General features: G+C 64.9%; 16 protein-coding genes and 1 pseudogene. 3 read left to right on the forward strand and 14 right to left on the reverse strand.

The genetic code is table 11. The features are described from left to right. Positions 1 to 215: 215 nt before the first annotated feature. Positions 216 to 599, forward strand: coding sequence for an NUDIX hydrolase (locus AC2W7L_RS11620; protein WP_486004593.1), 384 nt, complete (start codon positions 216 to 218; stop codon positions 597 to 599). Here AC2W7L_RS11620 and AC2W7L_RS11625 read toward each other — a convergent pair whose 3' ends face one another. The 4 genes from AC2W7L_RS11625 to AC2W7L_RS11640 form a co-directional block, all read right to left on the reverse strand. After that, positions 600 to 2,009, reverse strand: a complete 1,410-nt coding sequence (locus AC2W7L_RS11625; protein ID WP_486004594.1) for a replication-associated recombination protein A — start codon at positions 2,007 to 2,009, stop codon at positions 600 to 602. Then, positions 2,009 to 3,790: an aspartate--tRNA ligase gene (gene aspS / locus AC2W7L_RS11630; protein WP_486004595.1), complete on the reverse strand. Its 1,782-nt coding sequence runs from the start codon at positions 3,788 to 3,790 to the stop codon at positions 2,009 to 2,011. Before aspS ends, AC2W7L_RS11625 begins: the two co-directional genes overlap by 1 nt. A 58-nt stretch (positions 3,791 to 3,848) precedes the next feature. Next, on the reverse strand, positions 3,849 to 5,183 hold the full coding sequence (gene hisS / locus AC2W7L_RS11635) for a histidine--tRNA ligase (protein WP_486004596.1): 1,335 nt from the start codon (positions 5,181 to 5,183) through the stop codon (positions 3,849 to 3,851). 104 nt (positions 5,184 to 5,287) lie between these two features. Next, positions 5,288 to 5,932, reverse strand: coding sequence for an MBL fold metallo-hydrolase (locus AC2W7L_RS11640; protein ID WP_486004597.1), 645 nt, complete (start codon positions 5,930 to 5,932; stop codon positions 5,288 to 5,290). A gap of 119 nt (positions 5,933 to 6,051) precedes the next feature. Between AC2W7L_RS11640 and AC2W7L_RS11645 the strand changes: the two genes are divergently transcribed. Next, positions 6,052 to 7,404, forward strand: a complete 1,353-nt coding sequence (locus AC2W7L_RS11645) for a DUF349 domain-containing protein (RefSeq protein ID WP_486004598.1) — start codon at positions 6,052 to 6,054, stop codon at positions 7,402 to 7,404. A 103-nt stretch (positions 7,405 to 7,507) separates the two neighbouring features. Continuing rightward, positions 7,508 to 8,062 carry a hypothetical protein gene (locus tag AC2W7L_RS11650; protein ID WP_442329670.1) on the forward strand — a complete coding sequence of 185 codons (555 nt, stop codon included), beginning with the start codon at positions 7,508 to 7,510 and terminating at the stop codon, positions 8,060 to 8,062. Here AC2W7L_RS11650 and AC2W7L_RS11655 read toward each other — a convergent pair. The 10 genes and pseudogenes from AC2W7L_RS11655 to AC2W7L_RS11700 form a co-directional block, all read right to left on the reverse strand. Then, positions 8,041 to 10,338, reverse strand: coding sequence for a RelA/SpoT family protein (locus AC2W7L_RS11655; RefSeq protein WP_486004599.1), 2,298 nt, complete (start codon positions 10,336 to 10,338; stop codon positions 8,041 to 8,043). The two genes, AC2W7L_RS11650 and AC2W7L_RS11655, sit on opposite strands and share 22 nt — an antisense overlap. A 20-nt stretch (positions 10,339 to 10,358) precedes the next feature. Then, positions 10,359 to 11,374 (reverse strand): annotated as a pseudogene (secF, locus tag AC2W7L_RS11660) (protein translocase subunit SecF). Beyond that, positions 11,371 to 13,515 (reverse strand): protein translocase subunit SecD, encoded by a 2,145-nt coding sequence (gene secD, locus AC2W7L_RS11665; RefSeq protein WP_486004600.1) that lies wholly within the window; start codon positions 13,513 to 13,515, stop codon positions 11,371 to 11,373. The pseudogene secF and the gene secD overlap by 4 nt, the downstream one beginning before the upstream one ends. A gap of 38 nt (positions 13,516 to 13,553) precedes the next feature. After that, positions 13,554 to 13,766 carry a hypothetical protein gene (locus AC2W7L_RS11670; RefSeq protein ID WP_486004601.1) on the reverse strand — a complete coding sequence of 71 codons (213 nt, stop codon included), beginning with the start codon at positions 13,764 to 13,766 and terminating at the stop codon, positions 13,554 to 13,556. Beyond that, entirely contained in the window at positions 13,763 to 14,131 is a 369-nt protein-coding gene (gene yajC, locus AC2W7L_RS11675) for a preprotein translocase subunit YajC (protein ID WP_486004602.1), read from the reverse strand. The genes AC2W7L_RS11670 and yajC overlap by 4 nt, the downstream gene beginning before the upstream one ends. Positions 14,132 to 14,212: 81 nt before the next feature. Further along, positions 14,213 to 15,310 (reverse strand): Holliday junction branch migration DNA helicase RuvB, encoded by a 1,098-nt coding sequence (ruvB, locus tag AC2W7L_RS11680; protein WP_486004603.1) that lies wholly within the window; start codon positions 15,308 to 15,310, stop codon positions 14,213 to 14,215. Then, positions 15,307 to 15,903 (reverse strand): Holliday junction branch migration protein RuvA, encoded by a 597-nt coding sequence (gene ruvA, locus AC2W7L_RS11685; protein WP_486004604.1) that lies wholly within the window; start codon positions 15,901 to 15,903, stop codon positions 15,307 to 15,309. Before ruvA ends, ruvB begins: the two co-directional genes overlap by 4 nt. Positions 15,904 to 15,968: 65 nt before the next feature. Next, the gene (gene ruvC / locus AC2W7L_RS11690) at positions 15,969 to 16,565 is read right to left on the reverse strand and encodes a crossover junction endodeoxyribonuclease RuvC (protein ID WP_486004605.1); all 597 of its coding nucleotides are present in this window, start codon (positions 16,563 to 16,565) and stop codon (positions 15,969 to 15,971) included. Continuing rightward, positions 16,565 to 17,317, reverse strand: coding sequence for a YebC/PmpR family DNA-binding transcriptional regulator (locus AC2W7L_RS11695; protein ID WP_139467356.1), 753 nt, complete (start codon positions 17,315 to 17,317; stop codon positions 16,565 to 16,567). Before AC2W7L_RS11695 ends, ruvC begins: the two co-directional genes overlap by 1 nt. Before the next feature lie 137 nt (positions 17,318 to 17,454). Further along, the gene (locus AC2W7L_RS11700; protein ID WP_062242804.1) at positions 17,455 to 17,934 is read right to left on the reverse strand and encodes an NUDIX hydrolase; all 480 of its coding nucleotides are present in this window, start codon (positions 17,932 to 17,934) and stop codon (positions 17,455 to 17,457) included. Positions 17,935 to 17,968 lie beyond the last annotated feature (34 nt).

The following is a 17,968-nucleotide window of genomic DNA, read 5'->3' on the forward strand; positions in this document are numbered from 1 at the left end:
GAATTGGACAGCGCAGAGATTGAACTGAATTCTCTCCTGCGCAAGTGCGAAGCAGTTCTCCAGGGCTCTACTCTCAGCCAGTCGAGGACGACTCTGATGACGAAGCGAGTCGGAGCACTGCGTACGGCCCTTGAACTGATTCACCGAGCGAAGCTGGAACTGGATGAGTGACGACTCCATCGACCCGAAACTCGGTGAGCGCCAAGGTCCGATGGATGCCCGCAGCGAGCCTCCGATATGGTCTCGGTCGCTGGATCTTCGAGCTTCCCGGAGGCGGCGTCGAGCCAGGTGAGACACCCGTTGCGGCGGCTTGTCGAGAATATGAAGAAGAGCTCGGACTCCGACCGGCCGATCTCACCCATGTATACACGTTCAGCCAGAACCAAGGCAGGCACGCCTATCCGACCCATCTCTATTTCTGCACCCACACATTGCCGGGCACGAAGATCACAGAAGACCCTCGGGAGGTCGTTCGTGCCGTCGACATGTCGGTCGGGGATTTCGACGAGTTGGTCCGCCGCGGCGAAATCGTCGATCCGTGTCTGCTCGTCGCCCGTCTGGTCGCAGCTCAGAAGGGCCTTCTGCCCCCGGTTGGCTGATCAGTTCTCCGGTCGCAGCAGCCGCCTGAGGTTCTCGAGCCTCTCGGACATGCTGCGTTCCATTCCGTTGCCCGTCGGAGAATAGTAGGCCTTCCCACGCAGCGACTCCGGCAGGTAATCCTGATCGGCGACCCCGTGCGGATAGTCGTGCGAGTATTTGTAGCCCTCACCGTGGCCGAGTTCCTTCGCCCCCGGATAGTGGGCGTCGCGCAGATGCATCGGCACCTCGCCGGCGAGCCCGTTCTTCACATCGGCGATCGCGGCGTCCAGGGCCCGGTAGCTGGCATTCGACTTCGGGGCCAGCGCGAGGTAGGTGACCGCCTCGGCGAGGGGGATCCGTCCTTCGGGCATGCCGATGTTGGCAACCGCGGTCGAGGCGGCCACGGCGATCGGCAGCGCCTGCGGGTCGGCCATGCCGATGTCCTCCGCCGCGGAGATGACGACTCGGCGGGCGATGAAGCGTGGGTCCTCTCCGGCGACGATCATCCGCGCGAGATAGTGCAGGGCCGCGTCGACATCGGACCCGCGGATGGATTTGATGAACGCGGAGACCACGTCGTAGTGCTGGTCGCCGTTCTTGTCGTAGCGCAGAACGGTCTCGCTGCTCGCCTCGGCGCAGGCGGATTCGGTGATCGAGATCGGCTCGTCGCCGGTCTCCTCGGTCTGGGCGGCGGCGATTCCGGCGGCGGCTTCGAGGACGGTCAGCGACCGGCGGGCGTCGGCTCCGGCGATGCGGACGATGAAGTTCCGGGCCTCCTCGGTGAGGGTGAACTGTCCGGTCAGCCCGCGATCGGATTCGACGGCGCGGTCGAGCAGATTGCCGACCGCCTCGTCGTCGAGAGGACGCAGGGTGAGCATGAGCGACCGCGACAGCAGAGGCGAGATGACGGAGAACGACGGGTTCTCCGTGGTTGCGGCCACGAGCACGACGAGCCGATTCTCCACGGCCGGCAGCAGGGCATCCTGCTGAGCCTTGGAGAAGCGGTGGATCTCGTCGAGGAACAGGACTGTCGTGCGTGAGTACATCTCCCGTTCCCGGCGGGCGTTCTCGATCACCTGGCGCACGTCCTTGACGCCCGCGGTGATGGCGGAGAGTTCGACGAAGGTGCGGCCCGGGGCATGGGAGATGACATGGGCCAGCGTGGTCTTCCCGACTCCGGGCGGACCCCACAGGATCACCGAGGAGGCTCCCGCCCGGTCTCCCCCGCTGGCTTCGACGAGCTGGTTGAGCGGGGAACCCGGGAAGGTCAGGTGCTCCTGGCCGACGACCTCGTCGAGGGTCCGCGGACGCATCCGCACCGCAAGCGGGTCCAGAGCACGGCCCGAGGAGGCCCCGGAGGAACCGGCGAAGCCCGGACCAGGCGGATCCTGGTCCGGGCCGTCGGAGAACAGATTGGGTTCTTGGCTCATCAGCCTCGGCGCGTCGTCTTCCGGTTCGAAGTCGACTCCGCCTCGGCACGCTGGGCGTCGGTGATCGGGGCCGGTGCCTGCGTCAGCGGGTCGAATCCGCCGCCGGACTTCGGGAAGGCGATGACCTCACGGATCGAGTCGACCCCGGCCAGCAGGGACACGATGCGGTCCCAGCCGAAGGCGATGCCGCCGTGCGGAGGTGCACCGAATTTGAAGGCTTCGAGGAGGAAGCCGAACTTCTCCTCGGCTTCTTCTTCGGAGATGCCCATGATCTTGAAGACGCGCTCCTGCACATCCTTGCGGTGGATGCGGATCGATCCTCCGCCGATCTCGTTGCCGTTGCACACGATGTCGTAGGCGTAGGCCAGAGCGGCACCCGGATCCTCTTCGAGGGTGTCGAGGAATTCGGGCTTCGGTGCGGTGAAGGCGTGGTGGACGGCCGTCCACGCTCCGCCGCCGACGGCGACGTCGCCGGCTGCCTGAGCCTCGGCGGCCGACTCGAACAGGGGCGCGTCGACGACCCACACGAAGGCCCAGTCGCCGTCCTTGATCAGGCCGGTGCGGGCCGCGATCTCGTTGCGGGCGGCGCCGAGGAGGGCGCGGGAGGAGTTCGCCTCACCGGCGGCGAAGAAGATCGCGTCGCCCGGCTGTGCACCGGCCGCCTCGGCGAGTCCTGCCTTCTCCTCATCGGAGATGTTCTTGGCCACCGGACCGGACAGGGTTCCGTCTTCGCCGATGAGCACATAGGCCAGACCCTTCGCCCCGCGCTGCTTGGCCCAGTCCTGCCAGCCGTCGAGCTGACGACGCGGCAGCGATCCGCCGCCGGGATAGACGACGGAGCCGACATAAGGCGACTGGAAGACGCGGAACGGCGTGTCCTGGAAGAACTCGGTGAGATTGTGCAGTTCGAGTCCGAAGCGCAGGTCCGGCTTGTCCGAACCGTAGCGCTCCATCGCCTCGTGGTAGGTGATGTGCGGGATCGGCGTGGTGATGTCGTATCCGATGAGCTTCCACAGCGCGGTGAGGATCTCTTCGGCCAGGGCGATGATGTCCTCCTGCTCGACGAAGGAGGCTTCGATGTCGAGCTGAGTGAACTCGGGCTGGCGGTCGGCGCGGAAGTCCTCATCGCGGTAGCAGCGCGCGATCTGGTAGTAGCGTTCCATGCCGGCGACCTGGAGCAGCTGCTTGAACAGCTGCGGCGACTGCGGCAGGGCGTACCAGGAACCGGGCTTGAGGCGGGCCGGGACGAGGAAGTCACGGGCACCTTCCGGAGTGGACTTCGTCAGGGTCGGGGTCTCGACCTCGACGAAACTGTGGGTGTCGAGGACGGACCGTGCGGCCTTGTTGACATCGGAGCGCAGGCGGATCGTCTTGGCCGGGCCCGAACGGCGCAGGTCGAGGTACCGGTAGCGCAGGCGGGTCTCCTCGCCCACGGCTCCGGAGTCCTCGGCATGGTCGGAGACCTGGAACGGCAGGGCCGCCGCTTCGGAGAGCACCTCGACGGTGGTGTCGATGACCTCGATCTCGCCGGTGGGCAGGTTCGGGTTCGTGTTGCCCTCGGGGCGGACCGACACGGTGCCCGTGGCCTTGACGACGGTTTCGTTGCGCAGCTGGTGGGCATCGTCCTCCCGGACGACGACCTGCACGATTCCCGAAGCGTCACGCAGATCGATGAAGGCGACACCTCCGTGATCGCGACGACGATCGACCCACCCGGTGAGGGTGACGGTTTCTCCTGCGTTCGCGGCTCGCAGGCTTCCGGCTTCGTGGCTTCGCAGCACCTAGGGCTCCTTTGTGATGTTGTGGTCTAGCGCGTGAACAATGATAGTCGCCCTGCGCTCAGCTCCGGTACACGCGGGGCCAGAGGTCCTCGTCTGCCGGAGTCCAGGTGTCCGGATCCGCTGTCGTCTGCTCTCCCGAGCGGATGTCCTTGACCTCGTGGCCGGACTCACCGTCGGTGAACCAGACGAACGGGATGTCGCGGCGTTCCGCGTAGCGGATCTGCTTGCCGAACTTCGCAGCGTTCGGCGAGACTTCGCACGGGATGTCCCGGGACCTCAGCGTCGCGGCCACGGCGTCGGCATCAGCCCGTCGGGCCTCCTCGGTGACGGCGATGACGACGGCCGAGGGGGTGCCGCGGGTGGCACGGATCTGCGAGTCCTCGCCGAGGATGAACGCCATGAGGCGGGAGACGCCGATGGACATGCCCACCCCGGGATAGTTCTTCTTGCCCACCGTGACGAGCGAGTCGTAGCGACCACCGGAGGACACGGAGCCGAGCTCTTCGTGGCCGATCAGCTGGGTCTCGTAGACCGCTCCCGTGTAGTAGTCGAGGCCACGGGCGATCTTGAGCTGGGCGACGACGACTCCCGGAGCGCGTTCGGCAGCGGCTGTCAGGAGCGTCGTCAGCGATTCGAGTCCCGCATCGAGCAGGGGGTGCTCGACACCGAGGGCACGCACCTGATCGGCGAAGTCCGGGGAGTCGGATTCGATGGCGGCGAGTTCGAGGCACAGACGCTGCTGTTCCTCATCGGCGCCGGCTTCGGCGGCGAGCAGTCTGCCGACCTCAACAGGGCCGATCTTGTCGTATTTGTCGAGGCAGCGGAGCACGGCTTGGATGTTCGTCAGTCCGATTCCGCGGGCGAAGCCTTCGAGCAGCCTGCGGTCGTTGACGACGATCCTGATTCCGGGCACGCCGAGCGGGGCGAGCCGGGAGAACGCATCGGCCACGGCCAAGGGGATTTCGACCTCGAAGTGTCCGGGCAGCTCACCGTCGGCGATGACATCGATATCGGCCTGGATGAACTCCCGGTAGCGGCCCGCCTGTGGGCGTTCGCCGCGCCAGACGGGCTGGACGCGGGCGGCCTTGAACGGGAAGCTCAGGTCGTTCGCGTTGTCGGCGATATAGCGGGCCAGTGGCACCGTGAGGTCGAAGTGGAGTCCGAGCGGGTTGCGTTCTGCGCCCTCCGAGTGGAGGCGGGAGACGGCGAAGATCTCCTTGTCGATCTCTCCGTCCTTGGCCAGCTGGCTGATCGGTTCGACGGCGCGGTGGTTGAGGGCGGAGAACCCGTGCAGGGCGAAGGTGTGTTCCAGCGTGTCGATGATGGCCTTCTCGATCACGCGTTCGGCCGGAAGCCGTTCCGGGAATCCGGACAGACGGGCTGACTTCGCCATGGTGCTCCTTGCTTTGGGTGCTGTTGCGATGCCGTGCGGCACCGTTGTGTCTTGTGGTGTGTGTCGTGTGATGTCTGAAACGAGTGGGGGCAGTCGCGGAGGCGTCAGAAGAACGGGTTCGTCGCGAGTTCCGTGCTCACGCGGGAGGCCGGACCGTGTCCAGGATAGATCGGCACGTCCGGGAGCGCGGCGAATGTCCGCAGCGACTCCTGCATCGCCTGCGGGTCTCCCCCGGGCAGGTCGACGCGGCCGATGGCTCCGGCGAAGACGACGTCGCCGGTGAAGATGACTTCTTCCGCGCCGTCGACGACGCGCAGGAGCATCGACCCTTCGGTATGGCCGGGAGCGGCGACCGCGGTGATGGTCAGCCCGGCGATCTCGAAGCTCTGCCCGTCGGTGATGTCGACGGCTTCGGGCGCGTTCCAGTCCTGCACGAGCGGGGCGAGCATCGCCGCGAACTGCGGATTGAGCGTCGTCGCCGGGGAGTCCAGACGGTACCGGTCCGCGGCGCCGAGGTGGACGGGCAGGTTCCAGCGCGCGAGCACATTGTTAAGGCCCAGAATATGGTCGGGATGACCGTGGGTGAGGAAGATCGCCTGCGGTTTGAGTCCCTCCTCGTCCAGCAGCTTCTCGAGTCCGGGGGCACAGTCGTATCCGGAGTCGATGAGAATGCAGGCATCGCGTCCGTCTGCACGCACGGCATAGCAGTTGACGTCGAGGAATTCGGCGTTGGTCGAGAACACATCCATGTGCAAAGTCTATCTACACGCGTGCCGATGGTTATGCTGGGATAACGTCTATCCCACAATCGAGTGATCGGCGGGTGGAATGACCCGCCGGTTCGACCGATGGAAACAAGGTGAGAACCATGTCGACCCCGACACCGAAGCCGACCCCCCGTCCGTCGTCGCTGCCGCGTCCGCAGGCCGCACAGGTGGTCAATGCCAGCCATATCGACCACGACGCCGAGGTGGCTCGCGCGGTGACTCATGGTCGTGCCGATGCGGACGGCAATGTGTTCGTCACCACTCCCGACGGCGAGCGGGCCGTCGGTCAGTACCCGGATGCCACCCCCGACGAAGCGCTCGAGTACTTCGCGAAGAAGTACGTCGAACTCGCCGAGAACGCGGTGCTGCTGCGCAATCGCCTCTCCGCCGGTGCGCCCGGTCGAGAGGTCGTCTCTGCGGCGAAGTCGCTGCAGGAGACTCTGCCGGAGGCCAACGTCGTCGGTGATCTCAAGGGACTGAGCGCCACGCTCGACACCCTCATCTCCGATGCCGAGGCCACGGAGTCCCGCCAGGCCGCTCGCGCCCAAGCAGCGAAGCTGGCCGCCGCCGAGGACCGTGAGACACTCGTCGTCGAGGCCGAGACCCTGGCCAAACAGGACCCGTCGAAGATCCAGTGGAAGCAGTCGGGTACCCGCCTGCGTGAGCTCTTCGCCCAGTGGAAGGACATGCAGCGCAGCGGTCCGCGTCTGCCGCGTGCCGTCGATCAGGAGCTGTGGGGCCGGTTCTCGCAGGCTCGCAACACCTTCGAGCACAAGCGCAAGGAGTTCTTCGCCGAGCTCGACAAGGTCAATGCCGAGGGCAAGAGGATCAAGGAGAAGATCGTCGCCGAAGCGGAGTCGCTGTCGGCCTCGACCGATTTCCGCACCGTGTCCCAGAAGTACAAGGACCTGATGAGCCAGTGGAAGCGCGCGCCGCGTGCGTCCCGCAAGGACGATGACGCGCTGTGGGCGCGCTTCCGCGCCGCACAGGACGTGTTCTTCTCCGCCCGCGATGCGGAGAACGCTGCCCTGGACGAGGAGTTCAAGGGCAACCTCGTCGTCAAGGAGGAGCTGCTGAAGAAGGCTCAGGCGCTGCTGCCGATCACGGATCCGGTGGCTGCCAAGCGCGAGCTGCGCACCATCCAGGACGTGTGGGAGGACGCCGGAAAGGTCCCTCGCGCCGATGTGTCCCGGATGGAGAACGGACTGCGCGATGTCGAACGTGCACTTGCCGATGCCGAGGAAGCCGAGTGGCAGCGCAGCAACCCGGAGACGAAAGCCCGCACCTCGGGTGCTCTCAGCCAGCTCGACGAATCGATCGTCGAACTCGAGAAGAAGCTCGAGACCGCGAAGTCCGGCGGCGATGAGAAAGCCGTCGCCGAGGCGCAGGAGGCTCTTGACGCCCGCCGCGCCTGGAGGGATCAGCTCGCACAGACCGCCGCAGAGCTCGACTGAGGCCGCGGTCCTCATCCACAGCTTCTGACGTTCGAGTCAGCGCCTGTCCACAGGCGCTCACCGGAGTCTTGTCAACGCCTCCGTACCCGACGATAGTTCGAGTATGGAGGCGTTGTTTCACCTGCGGGACTTCGGGTACGAGCAGCTCACCGAGCTCACCCTCGACGGCCTGCTCATCCGACTGACCGAATCGACCTGGGTGCGCAAAGGCGCGATCCTCTCCCCTGCGGAACGCATGGCCGCCCTGCATTCGCTCATCCCGCCTGGCCTCGCACTCTCGCACGACAGCGCCTGGTGGGTGCATCGCGGTCTCGGCCGGGCTCCGGCTCCGCTGAACTTCATCACTCTGCCCCGACGACGATGGATCGCCGATGACGGTTTCGACGTCCATGAGACGACTCTGGCCGACGACGATTGGTGCCTCATCGACGGGCTGCCCATCACCACGGAGGAGCGCACGCTCTACGATCTGCTCTTCCCGCACTTCCGGTACCGCACCGCGGAGTCGCCGCGCGCGCTGCGGGGAATCATCGCGGAGATCCCCACCGGTCTGCGCCATCGCCTCCGGGACTACCTCACCGAGGTGGCCCGACGGCCGTTCGTCGCACAGATGCGTGCGGTGTTGGACAGGGAGGATCAGCCGCCGGAGATGCGGTAGACGTCGAAGACCCCTTCGACCTTGCGCACGGCGGAGAGCACCGTGTCCAGATGGCTGGCGTCGCTCATCTCGAAGACGAACTTCGATTGCGCCACACGAGCCCGCGAGGTGCCGACCGACGCGGACAGGATGTTCACATGGGTCTCGGTGAGCACCTTCGTGATGTCGGAGAGCAGACCGGCCCGGTCGAGAGCCTCGACCTGGATCTGGACGAGGTAGATGCCGCTCGTCTTCTCGCCCCAGGACACCTCGACCATGCGTTCGGGTTCGCGTTTGAGGGAGGTCACGTTCGGGCAGTCGACTCGATGCACGGAGACACCTGAGCCGCGGGTGACGAAGCCGAGGATCTCGTCGCCCGGCACCGGCGTGCAGCAGCGGGCGAGCTTGACGAGCACATCGTCGACGCCTTTGACGATGACGCCTTCGGACGAGGAATGGTGTCCCGAGGACTGGCCGGTGCGGTTGCGCGGCTCCGGCGGCAGCACGACCGAATCGTCGTCCTCCCCGACTTCCTTGGCCAGCAGGTCGACGACGTGCTGGGCCGAGGACACTCCGTTGCCGATCGCGGCATAGAGGGCGCTGACATCGGGCAGCCGCATCTCCGTGGCGACGACTTGGAGAGCCTCCTGGCTCATCAGTGAGGCCGCGGAGATCGAGTGGCGGCGCATTGCTCGGGCGAGCTGTTCGCGGCCGTTCTCGATGGCCTCTTCGCGGCGCTCCTTCGAGAACCACTGGCGGATCTTGCTGCGCGCACGCGGGCTCTTGACGAAGCCGAGCCAGTCGCGGCTTGGTCCGGCGTTCTCGTCCTTCGAAGTGAAGACCTCGACGGAATCGCCGTTCTTCAGCTCCGTGTCCAAGGCGACCAGACGACCGTTGACCCGGGCGCCCATGGTCTTGTGTCCGACCTCGGTATGCACGGCATAGGCGAAGTCGATGGGGGTGGCACCGGAGGGCAGGCTCATCACCTCGCCCTTGGGAGTGAAGACGTACACCTCCTTCGAATTCACCTCATAGCGGAGGCTGTCGAGGAATTCGTCGGGATCGGAGACCTCACGCTGCCAGTCGAGCAGCTGACGCAGCCAGGCGGCGTCGTCGACTTCTCCGGCATCGGAGACCTTGACCGACCGTGCGGTGTTCGAGGTCACGGCCTTCGAGGACTTGCCCAGGTCCTTGTACTTCCAGTGGGCGGCGACGCCGAATTCTGCGCGCCGATCCATCTCGTGGGTCCGGATCTGGATCTCGACGGGTTTGCCGGCCGGCCCGATCACCGTGGTGTGCAGGCTCTGGTACATGTTGTACTTCGGCATCGCGATATAGTCCTTGAACCGTCCGGGAACCGGGTTCCAGCGGGCGTGGACGATGCCGAGGGTGGCATAGCATTCGCGCACGGATTCGACGAGGACGCGGACTCCGACGAGATCGTAGATGTCAGCGAACTCGTGTCCGCGCACGACCATCTTCTGATAGATCGAGTAGTAGTGCTTGGGGCGACCGGTGATGGAAGCTTCGATCCCGGATTCCTTGAGCTCGCCCTGGAGCTCTTCGGAGACGGTGGCCAGGTACTTCTCCCGTTCGGGAGCCCGATCCGCGACGAGTCGGACGACTTCGTCATAGACCTTGGGATGGAGGACCTGGAAGGACAGGTCTTCGAGTTCCCATTTGATCGTGTTCATGCCCAGCCGGTGTGCCAGCGGGGCGAAGATGTCGAGGGTCTCGCGGGCCTTCTTCGTACTCGACGAGGCCGGGACGAATCGCCAGGTGCGCGCGTTGTGGAGACGGTCGGCGAGCTTGATGACGAGGACGCGGATGTCCTTGGCCATCGCCACGATCATCTTGCGCACGGTCTCGGACTGCGCGGCCTGCCCGTAGGTGAGCTTGTCGAGCTTCGTGACCCCGTCGACCATCGCGGCGACTTCGGGTCCGAATTCCTCGGTGAGCTCCTCGAGTGAGTACGAGGTGTCTTCGACGGTGTCGTGCAGCAGTGCGGCGGCGAGCGTGACCGGCAGCATGCCGATCTCGGCGAGGATCGTCGCGACTGCGATCGGATGGGTGATATAGGCGTCACCGGATTTCCGGGTCTGCCCGCGGTGTGCCTCCTCGGCAACCTTGTAGGCCCGGACGACGAGGTCGATGTCCGCCTTCGGATGGTTCGACTGCAGGGCTCGGATCATCGGGCCGAGCACTCGCGGGTAGCCAGGGTTGTTCTGCGCCCTGGCCGCCCACCAGGCTAAGCGGGAGATGCCTCGCGGACGGCGCGATTCAGCGGACGAAGCCACAACATCTCCTCTCTCGGGAATCAGACTTCGGCGTGTGTCACCGGTGGGACGTCTGCTCCCCCGTTCTTCAAGCGTAGTTCACGCACGGCCTCCTCCTGTGCCTTGACCGCCGGTTCATTCGCGCGGAGGAGAGCATAGAGGGGGCTCGCGACGAACAGCGTCGAAGCGGCTGCCACTATAGTACCGATGAACAGAGACAGCGAGATATCGACGAGCGTTCCCGCGCCGAGCAGGAACACACCGATGAAGAGGATCGAGGCGATCGGGAGCACGGACACCACCGAGGTGTTGATCGAACGCACGGTCGTCTGGTTGACGCCGAGGTTGACGAGTTCGGAGAACTTGAGGTTCCGCTTCTCCTCGAACCTGGTCGTGTTCTCTCGGATCTTGTCGAAGACCACCACCGTGTCATAGAGCGAGAAGCTGAGCACGGTGAGGAAGCCGATGATGGCCTCCGGAGTGACTTCGAAGCCGGTGGCCGAGTAGATGCCCATGGTCACGATCATCACGACGAAGAGTCCGACGATCGCTGCCAACGACATCTTCCAGGTTCGGAAGTACAGCGCCATGACGACGAGCGCGATGGCGACGAAGATGACGAGCGCACGGATCATCTTGACGTCACGTCCTGTCCCCACTCGGGACCGACGAACGTCGAGGTGACGTCTTCGACCTTCACGTCGTACCCGGAGACGAGGGCGTCGCGGACGTCCTGCATCTGCGGATCTGTGAGCTGGTTCGTCTCGATCTGAACGGCCGTGTCGCTGGTCGGCGTCAGACGCGGCTCGGATCCGGAGACCACCTCGTTGACGATGCCCTCGCCCTTCGCCGCCGAGGTGTCGGTGACGTGGTCGACCTGGAACTGCGAACCGCCCTTGAAGGCGATGCCGAAGTTGAACCCGAAGATGAGCGGGACGAGCAGGGACAGGAGGACGAGGACGCCGGAGATGCCCAACCACAGCTTCGCCTTGCCCACGAAGGGGATGGATGATTCGCCGCTGTGCAGGCGGTTGCCCCAGGCAAAGAACCGTTTCATTTGTCAGCCTCCTTGCCATCGTCAGTCGCCGAGTCGTCGGCGGCATCATCGTCCTCGGCTCGCCGAGCGGCGGCCTTCCGCTCTGCGATGGTCATTCCGCCCGCCGCAGTCGCGGTCTTCGCCGCTTTCGCGCTCTTCGACTTCGCGGCCTTGGTCTTCTTCGTCGTCGAGGTCTCGTCCGATTCGGATCCGGTCGTTGCCGCGTTGGGCGTCTCGGAGCCGTCCTCGGGTGTCATTCCGGCCTTGCGCATCCGCGCCTTCTCACGGCGCTTCGCCTCGGGCGTCTTGTCCTTGTCATCGATGGACAGGTTGAGTGCTCCGCGGTAAGCGGAGGGTTTGACCCCGAGCAGTCGCGGATCCATGCCCGACATCGGGTGGCCTTCGCCGAAGAACTTCGTCCGGGACAGGAGCTGCAGCATCGGGTGGGTGAACAGGAAGACGATGAGCACGTCGATGATCACGGTCAGACCCAGGGTGAAGGCGAAACCTCGCACCGAGCCGACGGCCAGGATGTAGAGGATGACGGCGGCGAGCATGTTCACGGCCTTCGAGGCGTAGATCGTGCGCTTGGCTCGATCCCAGCCGACCTCGACGGCGGAGAGCAGATTGCGCCCGCTGCGCAGTTCGTCCCTCACACGTTCGAAGTAGACGATGAACGAGTCCGCCGCCATGCCGATGCCGATGATGATACCGGCGACACCTGCCAGGGACAGTCGGTAGCCGTATCTCCACGATGCCAACAACAGCAGCAGATACGTGAGCACACCGGCGACGACGAGGCTCGAGACGGTGACGAGGCCGAGGACTCGATACTGGAGCAGCGAGTAGACGACGACGAGGAGGAGCCCGACGAGTCCGGTGAGCAGACCGATCTTGAGGTAGTTCGATCCCAGGGTCGGCGAGATCTGGTCCTCGCTCTGGACCTGGAAGCTCAGAGGCAGCGAACCGTTCTTGAGCTGATTGGCCAGAGTCTGCGCCTCGTCGAGGGAGAAGTCGCCGGTGATCTGGGCGTTGCCGTCGGTGATGACAGCGTTCGATGACGGAGCCGAGAGCACGAGGCCGTCGAGCTCGATCGCGAACTGGTTGTACGGCTGCTGCTTGCCGGTGATGTCCGAGGTGATCTGCTTGAAGATCTCACGTCCGGTCGCATCGAAGGAGAGGTTGACGGCAGGGTTGTTCGTCTGCACGCCGTTGGCTCCCGCGGCATAGCCCGCGTTGGCATCGGCGAGGTGATCACCGGAGAGTTCGACGGGCCCGAGGATGTACTTCGCCTGGCCGTCTTCGGAGCACGAGACGACCGGTTCGTCCGAGGGCTTCTGCTGGCCGCCCGTCCGGTTCTTCTTGTTCGTGCAGTCGAGCTCCGAGTATTCCTTGATGATCTTGTCGGTCTGCCACTCGGCGGCATCCTTCTCGGGATCGAAGAGGGGCCGCGGTGTCGAGTCGGTGACCTTCGAACCCTCGCTCGAGCCGCTGCCCTTCCCGGACTTCTCCGCGTCCTTGCTCTCCGATTCCGAGGACTTCGTCTTCGCAGACGACTCATCGGTCTTCTTCTCAGCCGTTCCGCCGGCCTTGACGACATCGCCGCCGCCGGAGGGAGCCTGCGACTCGCCCTGGGCGTCGCCCTGCGAGTCGGCGCCGGTGAGGTCCTCGAGGCGTTTGCGCTCTTCGTCGCTCAGCCCGTCGTCGCCACCCGACTCCTCGCCGCCGCTCTTCTCCTGCTCTTTCTGGATCTGCTCCTGTGAACGCGGGTCACCGACCAGCGCCACACGACGGAACACGAGCTGAGCCGACGAACGCACGAGGTTCCGCGTCTCCTCGTCGGGGTTGCCCGGGAGGTTCACGACGATGTTGCGGTCACCCTGCGTCGTGATCTCGGCTTCGGAGACACCGGTCGAGTCGACGCGCTGGCGGATGATCGCCACGGCCTGATCGAGCTGCTCCTTGCTGATGTCCGTGCCCTCGGACACCTGCGGTTCCAGAATGATCGACGTTCCGCCCTCAAGGTCGAGAGCGAGTTTCGGAGTCGTCGTGGCGTTGGACCAGATGACTCCTCCGGCGATGATTGCGGCGAGGACCACAGTGATGATGGTCAGCCACAGGAAGCGCAAACCAGGGCGTGGTTTTTCTTCGATATCGGACACGTTTCAGCTTTCAGTCGGGAGCAGAGTGCGAGAACGGATCAGTTCTTCTTGTCAGTATCCGAGTCCGTGGAGTCCTCGTCCGCAGTGGCGGAGTCGGCATCGGTCTCAGCGGCATCCTCGGCGTCGGCGTCCTCGGCGTCGGCGTCCTCGGCGTCGGCGTCCTCGGCCTTCGCAGCCGACTTGTCAGCGACGACGTCCTCGGCTGCGTCCTCGTCCGCGGTGTCCTTCTCGGCGCGCTTGCGCTCGTTCATGGCGTCGAGCTCGGCATCGGTGATGGCCGGCTTCTCGTCGTCGGCGGCGGCATCGACGTCGCCTCAGCGGCAGGAGCGGCGGCGCCAGGGGCGTCGACGGGCGCTGCGGCCTGGTTGTTCTCGATCTGGCCGATGGCCTGACGGTGGACGCGCAGGACCGTTCCGGGGCCCGACTCGATGGTCACCTGGTTGTTCTCTTCGTCGATGGAGAGCACGGTTCCGAAGACACCGAAGGTAGTCATCACCTTTGCACCGGGCACGAGACCCGATTTGATCTCCTCCGCACGCGCCTTCTGCTTACGCCGAGAATTGAACAGGAAAAAGATCAGCAGCGCGGCAAGCGCAAGAGGGATCAGCAAATCCACAGATATCAGCCTTTCATATGAATGAATCAGTGAACCAGCTTAGTTCGTCCTCACCTCCCATAGCGAACTCAAATGCGGGGTTCAGAACTCATAATTTGCTGGGATCTGCATTTTCAGGTGATTCCAGGCCGCCGTCGTGGCCACACGTCCACGTGGGGTGCGGCTGATCAGTCCCTCTCGCACGAGGTAGGGTTCGGACACGGTTTCGACCGTATCGGCTTCTTCGCCGACGGAGACGGCGAGGGTTCCCAGACCGACCGGTCCCCCGCCGAAGCGCTTGCACAGCACCTGCAGAACAGACCTGTCAAGACGGTCGAGTCCGAGTTCGTCGACTTCGTAGACGCGCAGGGCATTGGTGGCGGCCTCCTCGTCGATGATTCCGCTCCCCCGCACCTGTGCCCAGTCGCGGACGCGGCGCAGCAGGCGGTTCGCAATTCGCGGGGTCCCCCGGGACCGCGTGGAGATTTCTTCGAGTCCGGCGAGTTCGGAGTCGATGCCGAGCATCCGGGCCGAGCGCTGCAGCACCGTGAGCAGGTCGGCACTCGAGTAGAAGTCAAGCAGCGCGGTGAAGCCGAAGCGGTCGCGCAGCGGTGCCGGCAGCAGACCGGACCGGGTGGTCGCTCCGACGAGGGTGAACTGCGGCAGATCGAGCGGAATGGCCGTGGCGCCGGGCCCCTTGCCGACGATGACGTCGACCCGGAAGTCCTCCATCGCCACATACAGCATCTCCTCCGCCGCCCGGGCCATCCGGTGGATCTCGTCGATGAAGAGGACTTCGCCCTCCTCGAGGGAGGACAGGATGGCGGCGAGGTCACCGGCGTGCTGGACCGCCGGGCCGGAGGTCACCCGCAGGCTCGAGTTCATCTCATGGGCGACGATCATCGCCAAAGTTGTCTTGCCGAGCCCGGGAGGGCCGGAGAGCAGCACATGGTCGGGAGCCTTCTGTCTGGCCTTCGCGGCATCGAGCACGAGCGAAAGCTGTTCGCGCACTTGCGGCTGACCGATGAAGTCGGCAAGCCCTTTCGGGCGCAGGGCCGCCTCGTCGTCGCGTTCGGCCGTTTCGGCCCGGCCGGAGACGAGCCGTTCGCGTTCGGCACCGGTCATCGTCTGATCGCCGAACTCCAGCTCATAGGAGTCGACCCCGTCTCTGCCCGTTCCAGGTTCGAACGATTCGGTCATTTCTTCGCACCCAGAACCTTCAGAGCGGCCTTGAGGACCACGGAGGTGCCGGCATCAGCACCGGTCTCCTTGACAACGTCGGCGACGACGTCCTCAGCCTGCGCTTCCTTCCACCCGAGACCCACAAGAGCGTCGACGACCTGCTGGTTGCCGCCGCCGAAGGACAGGGTCGGTCCGGGAGCGGCAGCGGTGAGCTTCGGCAGTTTGTTCTCCAGCTCGAGGATGATGCGCGAGGCGCCCTTCTTCCCGATTCCGGGGACACGGGTGAGCGCGTTGGCATCCTGATTCGTGATCGCGGCGGCAAGTTCGTCAGGTCCCATCACCGAGAGGATCGCCATCGCCAGACGCGGACCGATCCCGGAGATCGACAGCAGCACCTCGAAGGTGTGGTTCTCATCCTCGGTCGCGAAGCCGTAGAGCGTCATCGAGTCTTCGCGCACCACGAGGCTGGTGACCAGTTCGATCTCGGCTCCGTGCCGAGTTCCGGCCAGGGTGTCGGGGGTGACATGGACCTTGCGGCCGACACCGTAGGTGAGGACGACGAGGTGGTCAGCTGCGATCCGATGCACCGTACCGCTGAGGAAACTGATCACGAGCAGCCTTTCTTAAGGGGAACACGTGTACGAATCCAGGTTAGCAGGCGCCCGCTCCCCCATGCTCACTTGGCGCGCCGCATGGCCTCGGCCCACTGCTGTTGGGCCTTCGTCAGTCCGCTGCCCTGCCGGCCGCCGGCCTTGCGTTCGGTGAGGTCTTTGCTCTTCCCCGGCGTCGATTGGGCCGACAGCGCCCCACGCCAGGAATGGCAGATCGCGATCGCCAGGGCGTCGGCGGCGTCAGCGGGCTTCGGCGGGGCGTCGAGCCCGAGGATCCGCGTCACCATTGAGGTGACCTGCTTCTTGTCCGCACGTCCGGAACCGGTGATCGCGGCCTTGACCTCGGACGGGGTGTGCATGGCCACGGGCAGTCCGCGGCGGGCCGCCAGCCCCATGGTCAGCCCCGAGGCCTGTGCGGTGCCCATGATCGTGGACACGTCATTGCGGGCGAAGACGCGTTCGATGGCCACGACATCGGGTCGGTACGTGTCCAACCATGTGTCGAACGCCTCGGCGATGGCACCGAGACGGAGGTCGACGGAGTCTGCGGAGGGAGTCCGCAGAACGTCGACGGCGACCATCTTCGCCTTCCGGGCGGGCAGGGTGTCGATGACACCGAGCCCGCACCGGGTCAGTCCGGGATCAACGCCGAGGATGCGCATCAGGCATCGAGTTCGGCGAGGACCTCATCGCTGACATCGGCATTCGAGTAGACGTTCTGCACCTCGTCGCTGTCTTCGAGCGCATCGATGAGGGAGAAGACCTTGCTCGCGGTCTCTGCGTCGAGGCTGACCTCGAGTTCGGGCACAAAGGAGGCCTCGGCCGAGTCGTAGTCGATTCCAGCGTCGACGAGGGCCGTACGCACGGCCACGAGGTCGGTGGCCTCGCAGATGATCTCGAACTTCTCGCCGACTTCCTTGACCTCTTCGGCTCCGGCGTCCATCGTCGCCAGCAGAATGGCCTCTTCGTCGGTCTCCTCGGCACCCACGGTGATGACGCCCTTGCGGTTGAAGTTGTACGTCACCGAACCGGGATCGGCCATCGAACCGCCGTTGCGGGTCACGGCCACGCGCACCTCGGAGGCGGCTCGGTTGCGGTTGTCGGTGAGACATTCGATGAGCAGAGCCACACCGCCGGCGGCGTAGCCTTCGTACATGATCGTCTCGTAGTTGACTCCGGAGCCGTCGAGACCGCCGCCGCGCTTGACCGCACGGGTGATGTTGTCCGCAGGGACCGAGTTCTTCTTCGCCTTCTGGATCGCATCGAACAGCGTCGGGTTGCCGTCGGGGTCGGGTCCACCGTTGCGTGCGGCTACCTCGATGTTCTTGATCAGCTTGGCAAAGAGCTTGCCGCGCTTGGCATCGATGGCAGCCTTCTTGTGTTTAGTCGTTGCCCATTTGGAATGACCTGACACTGGTGTTCCTTCCTGTAGTTACAGCCTCTCAAGTCTATACGCTGACCGCGCCGACTCGTGCAGACTTCCCGTGCGCGATTCCGTGCGGAATCGCACCGGAATTCGCTGCTGACCTGTTCGGTTCCGCGATCGTGAGCTCAGTCGATGACCAGCGGCACGTCGGGAACGGACCCGGCGGTAGCCAGGTCGATAAGACCCAGGAGGTTCTTCGGATAGATCGTCTCCGTCGTGGCCAGGAGCTCCTCCCGAGTCCACCAGCGGAATTCGAGCAGGCTGCGCTTCTCGATGTCCGTCCATACCGCATCTTCGAGCTCGATGTCCTCGCTGGTGCGGAACGCGAAGTAGGTTTCGACCTGGCGCAGCGACTTCTCCGTGAATTCGAAGACCTCGTCGCGCGTGGCCAAGGGACCGATGAGTTCGTGAGGTTCGCATTCGATCCCGGTCTCCTCCGCGAGTTCCCGGGCCGCCGTCTGCGCTGCCGACTCGCCGAGTTCGGAACCGCCTCCGCAGGTCATCCACCATTGGTGACTGGGGGTCAGCAGATCCTGGGCACGGATCAGGAGAACCTCGTCGCGCTCATTGAGTAATACGACCCGTGAGGCTTTACGAGGTTTCATGTTTCTCCAGTGGTCGGCGGCGAAGGGAGGCAAG

It is taken from the genome of Brevibacterium sp. LAARM3_SD1 (assembly GCF_057364765.1).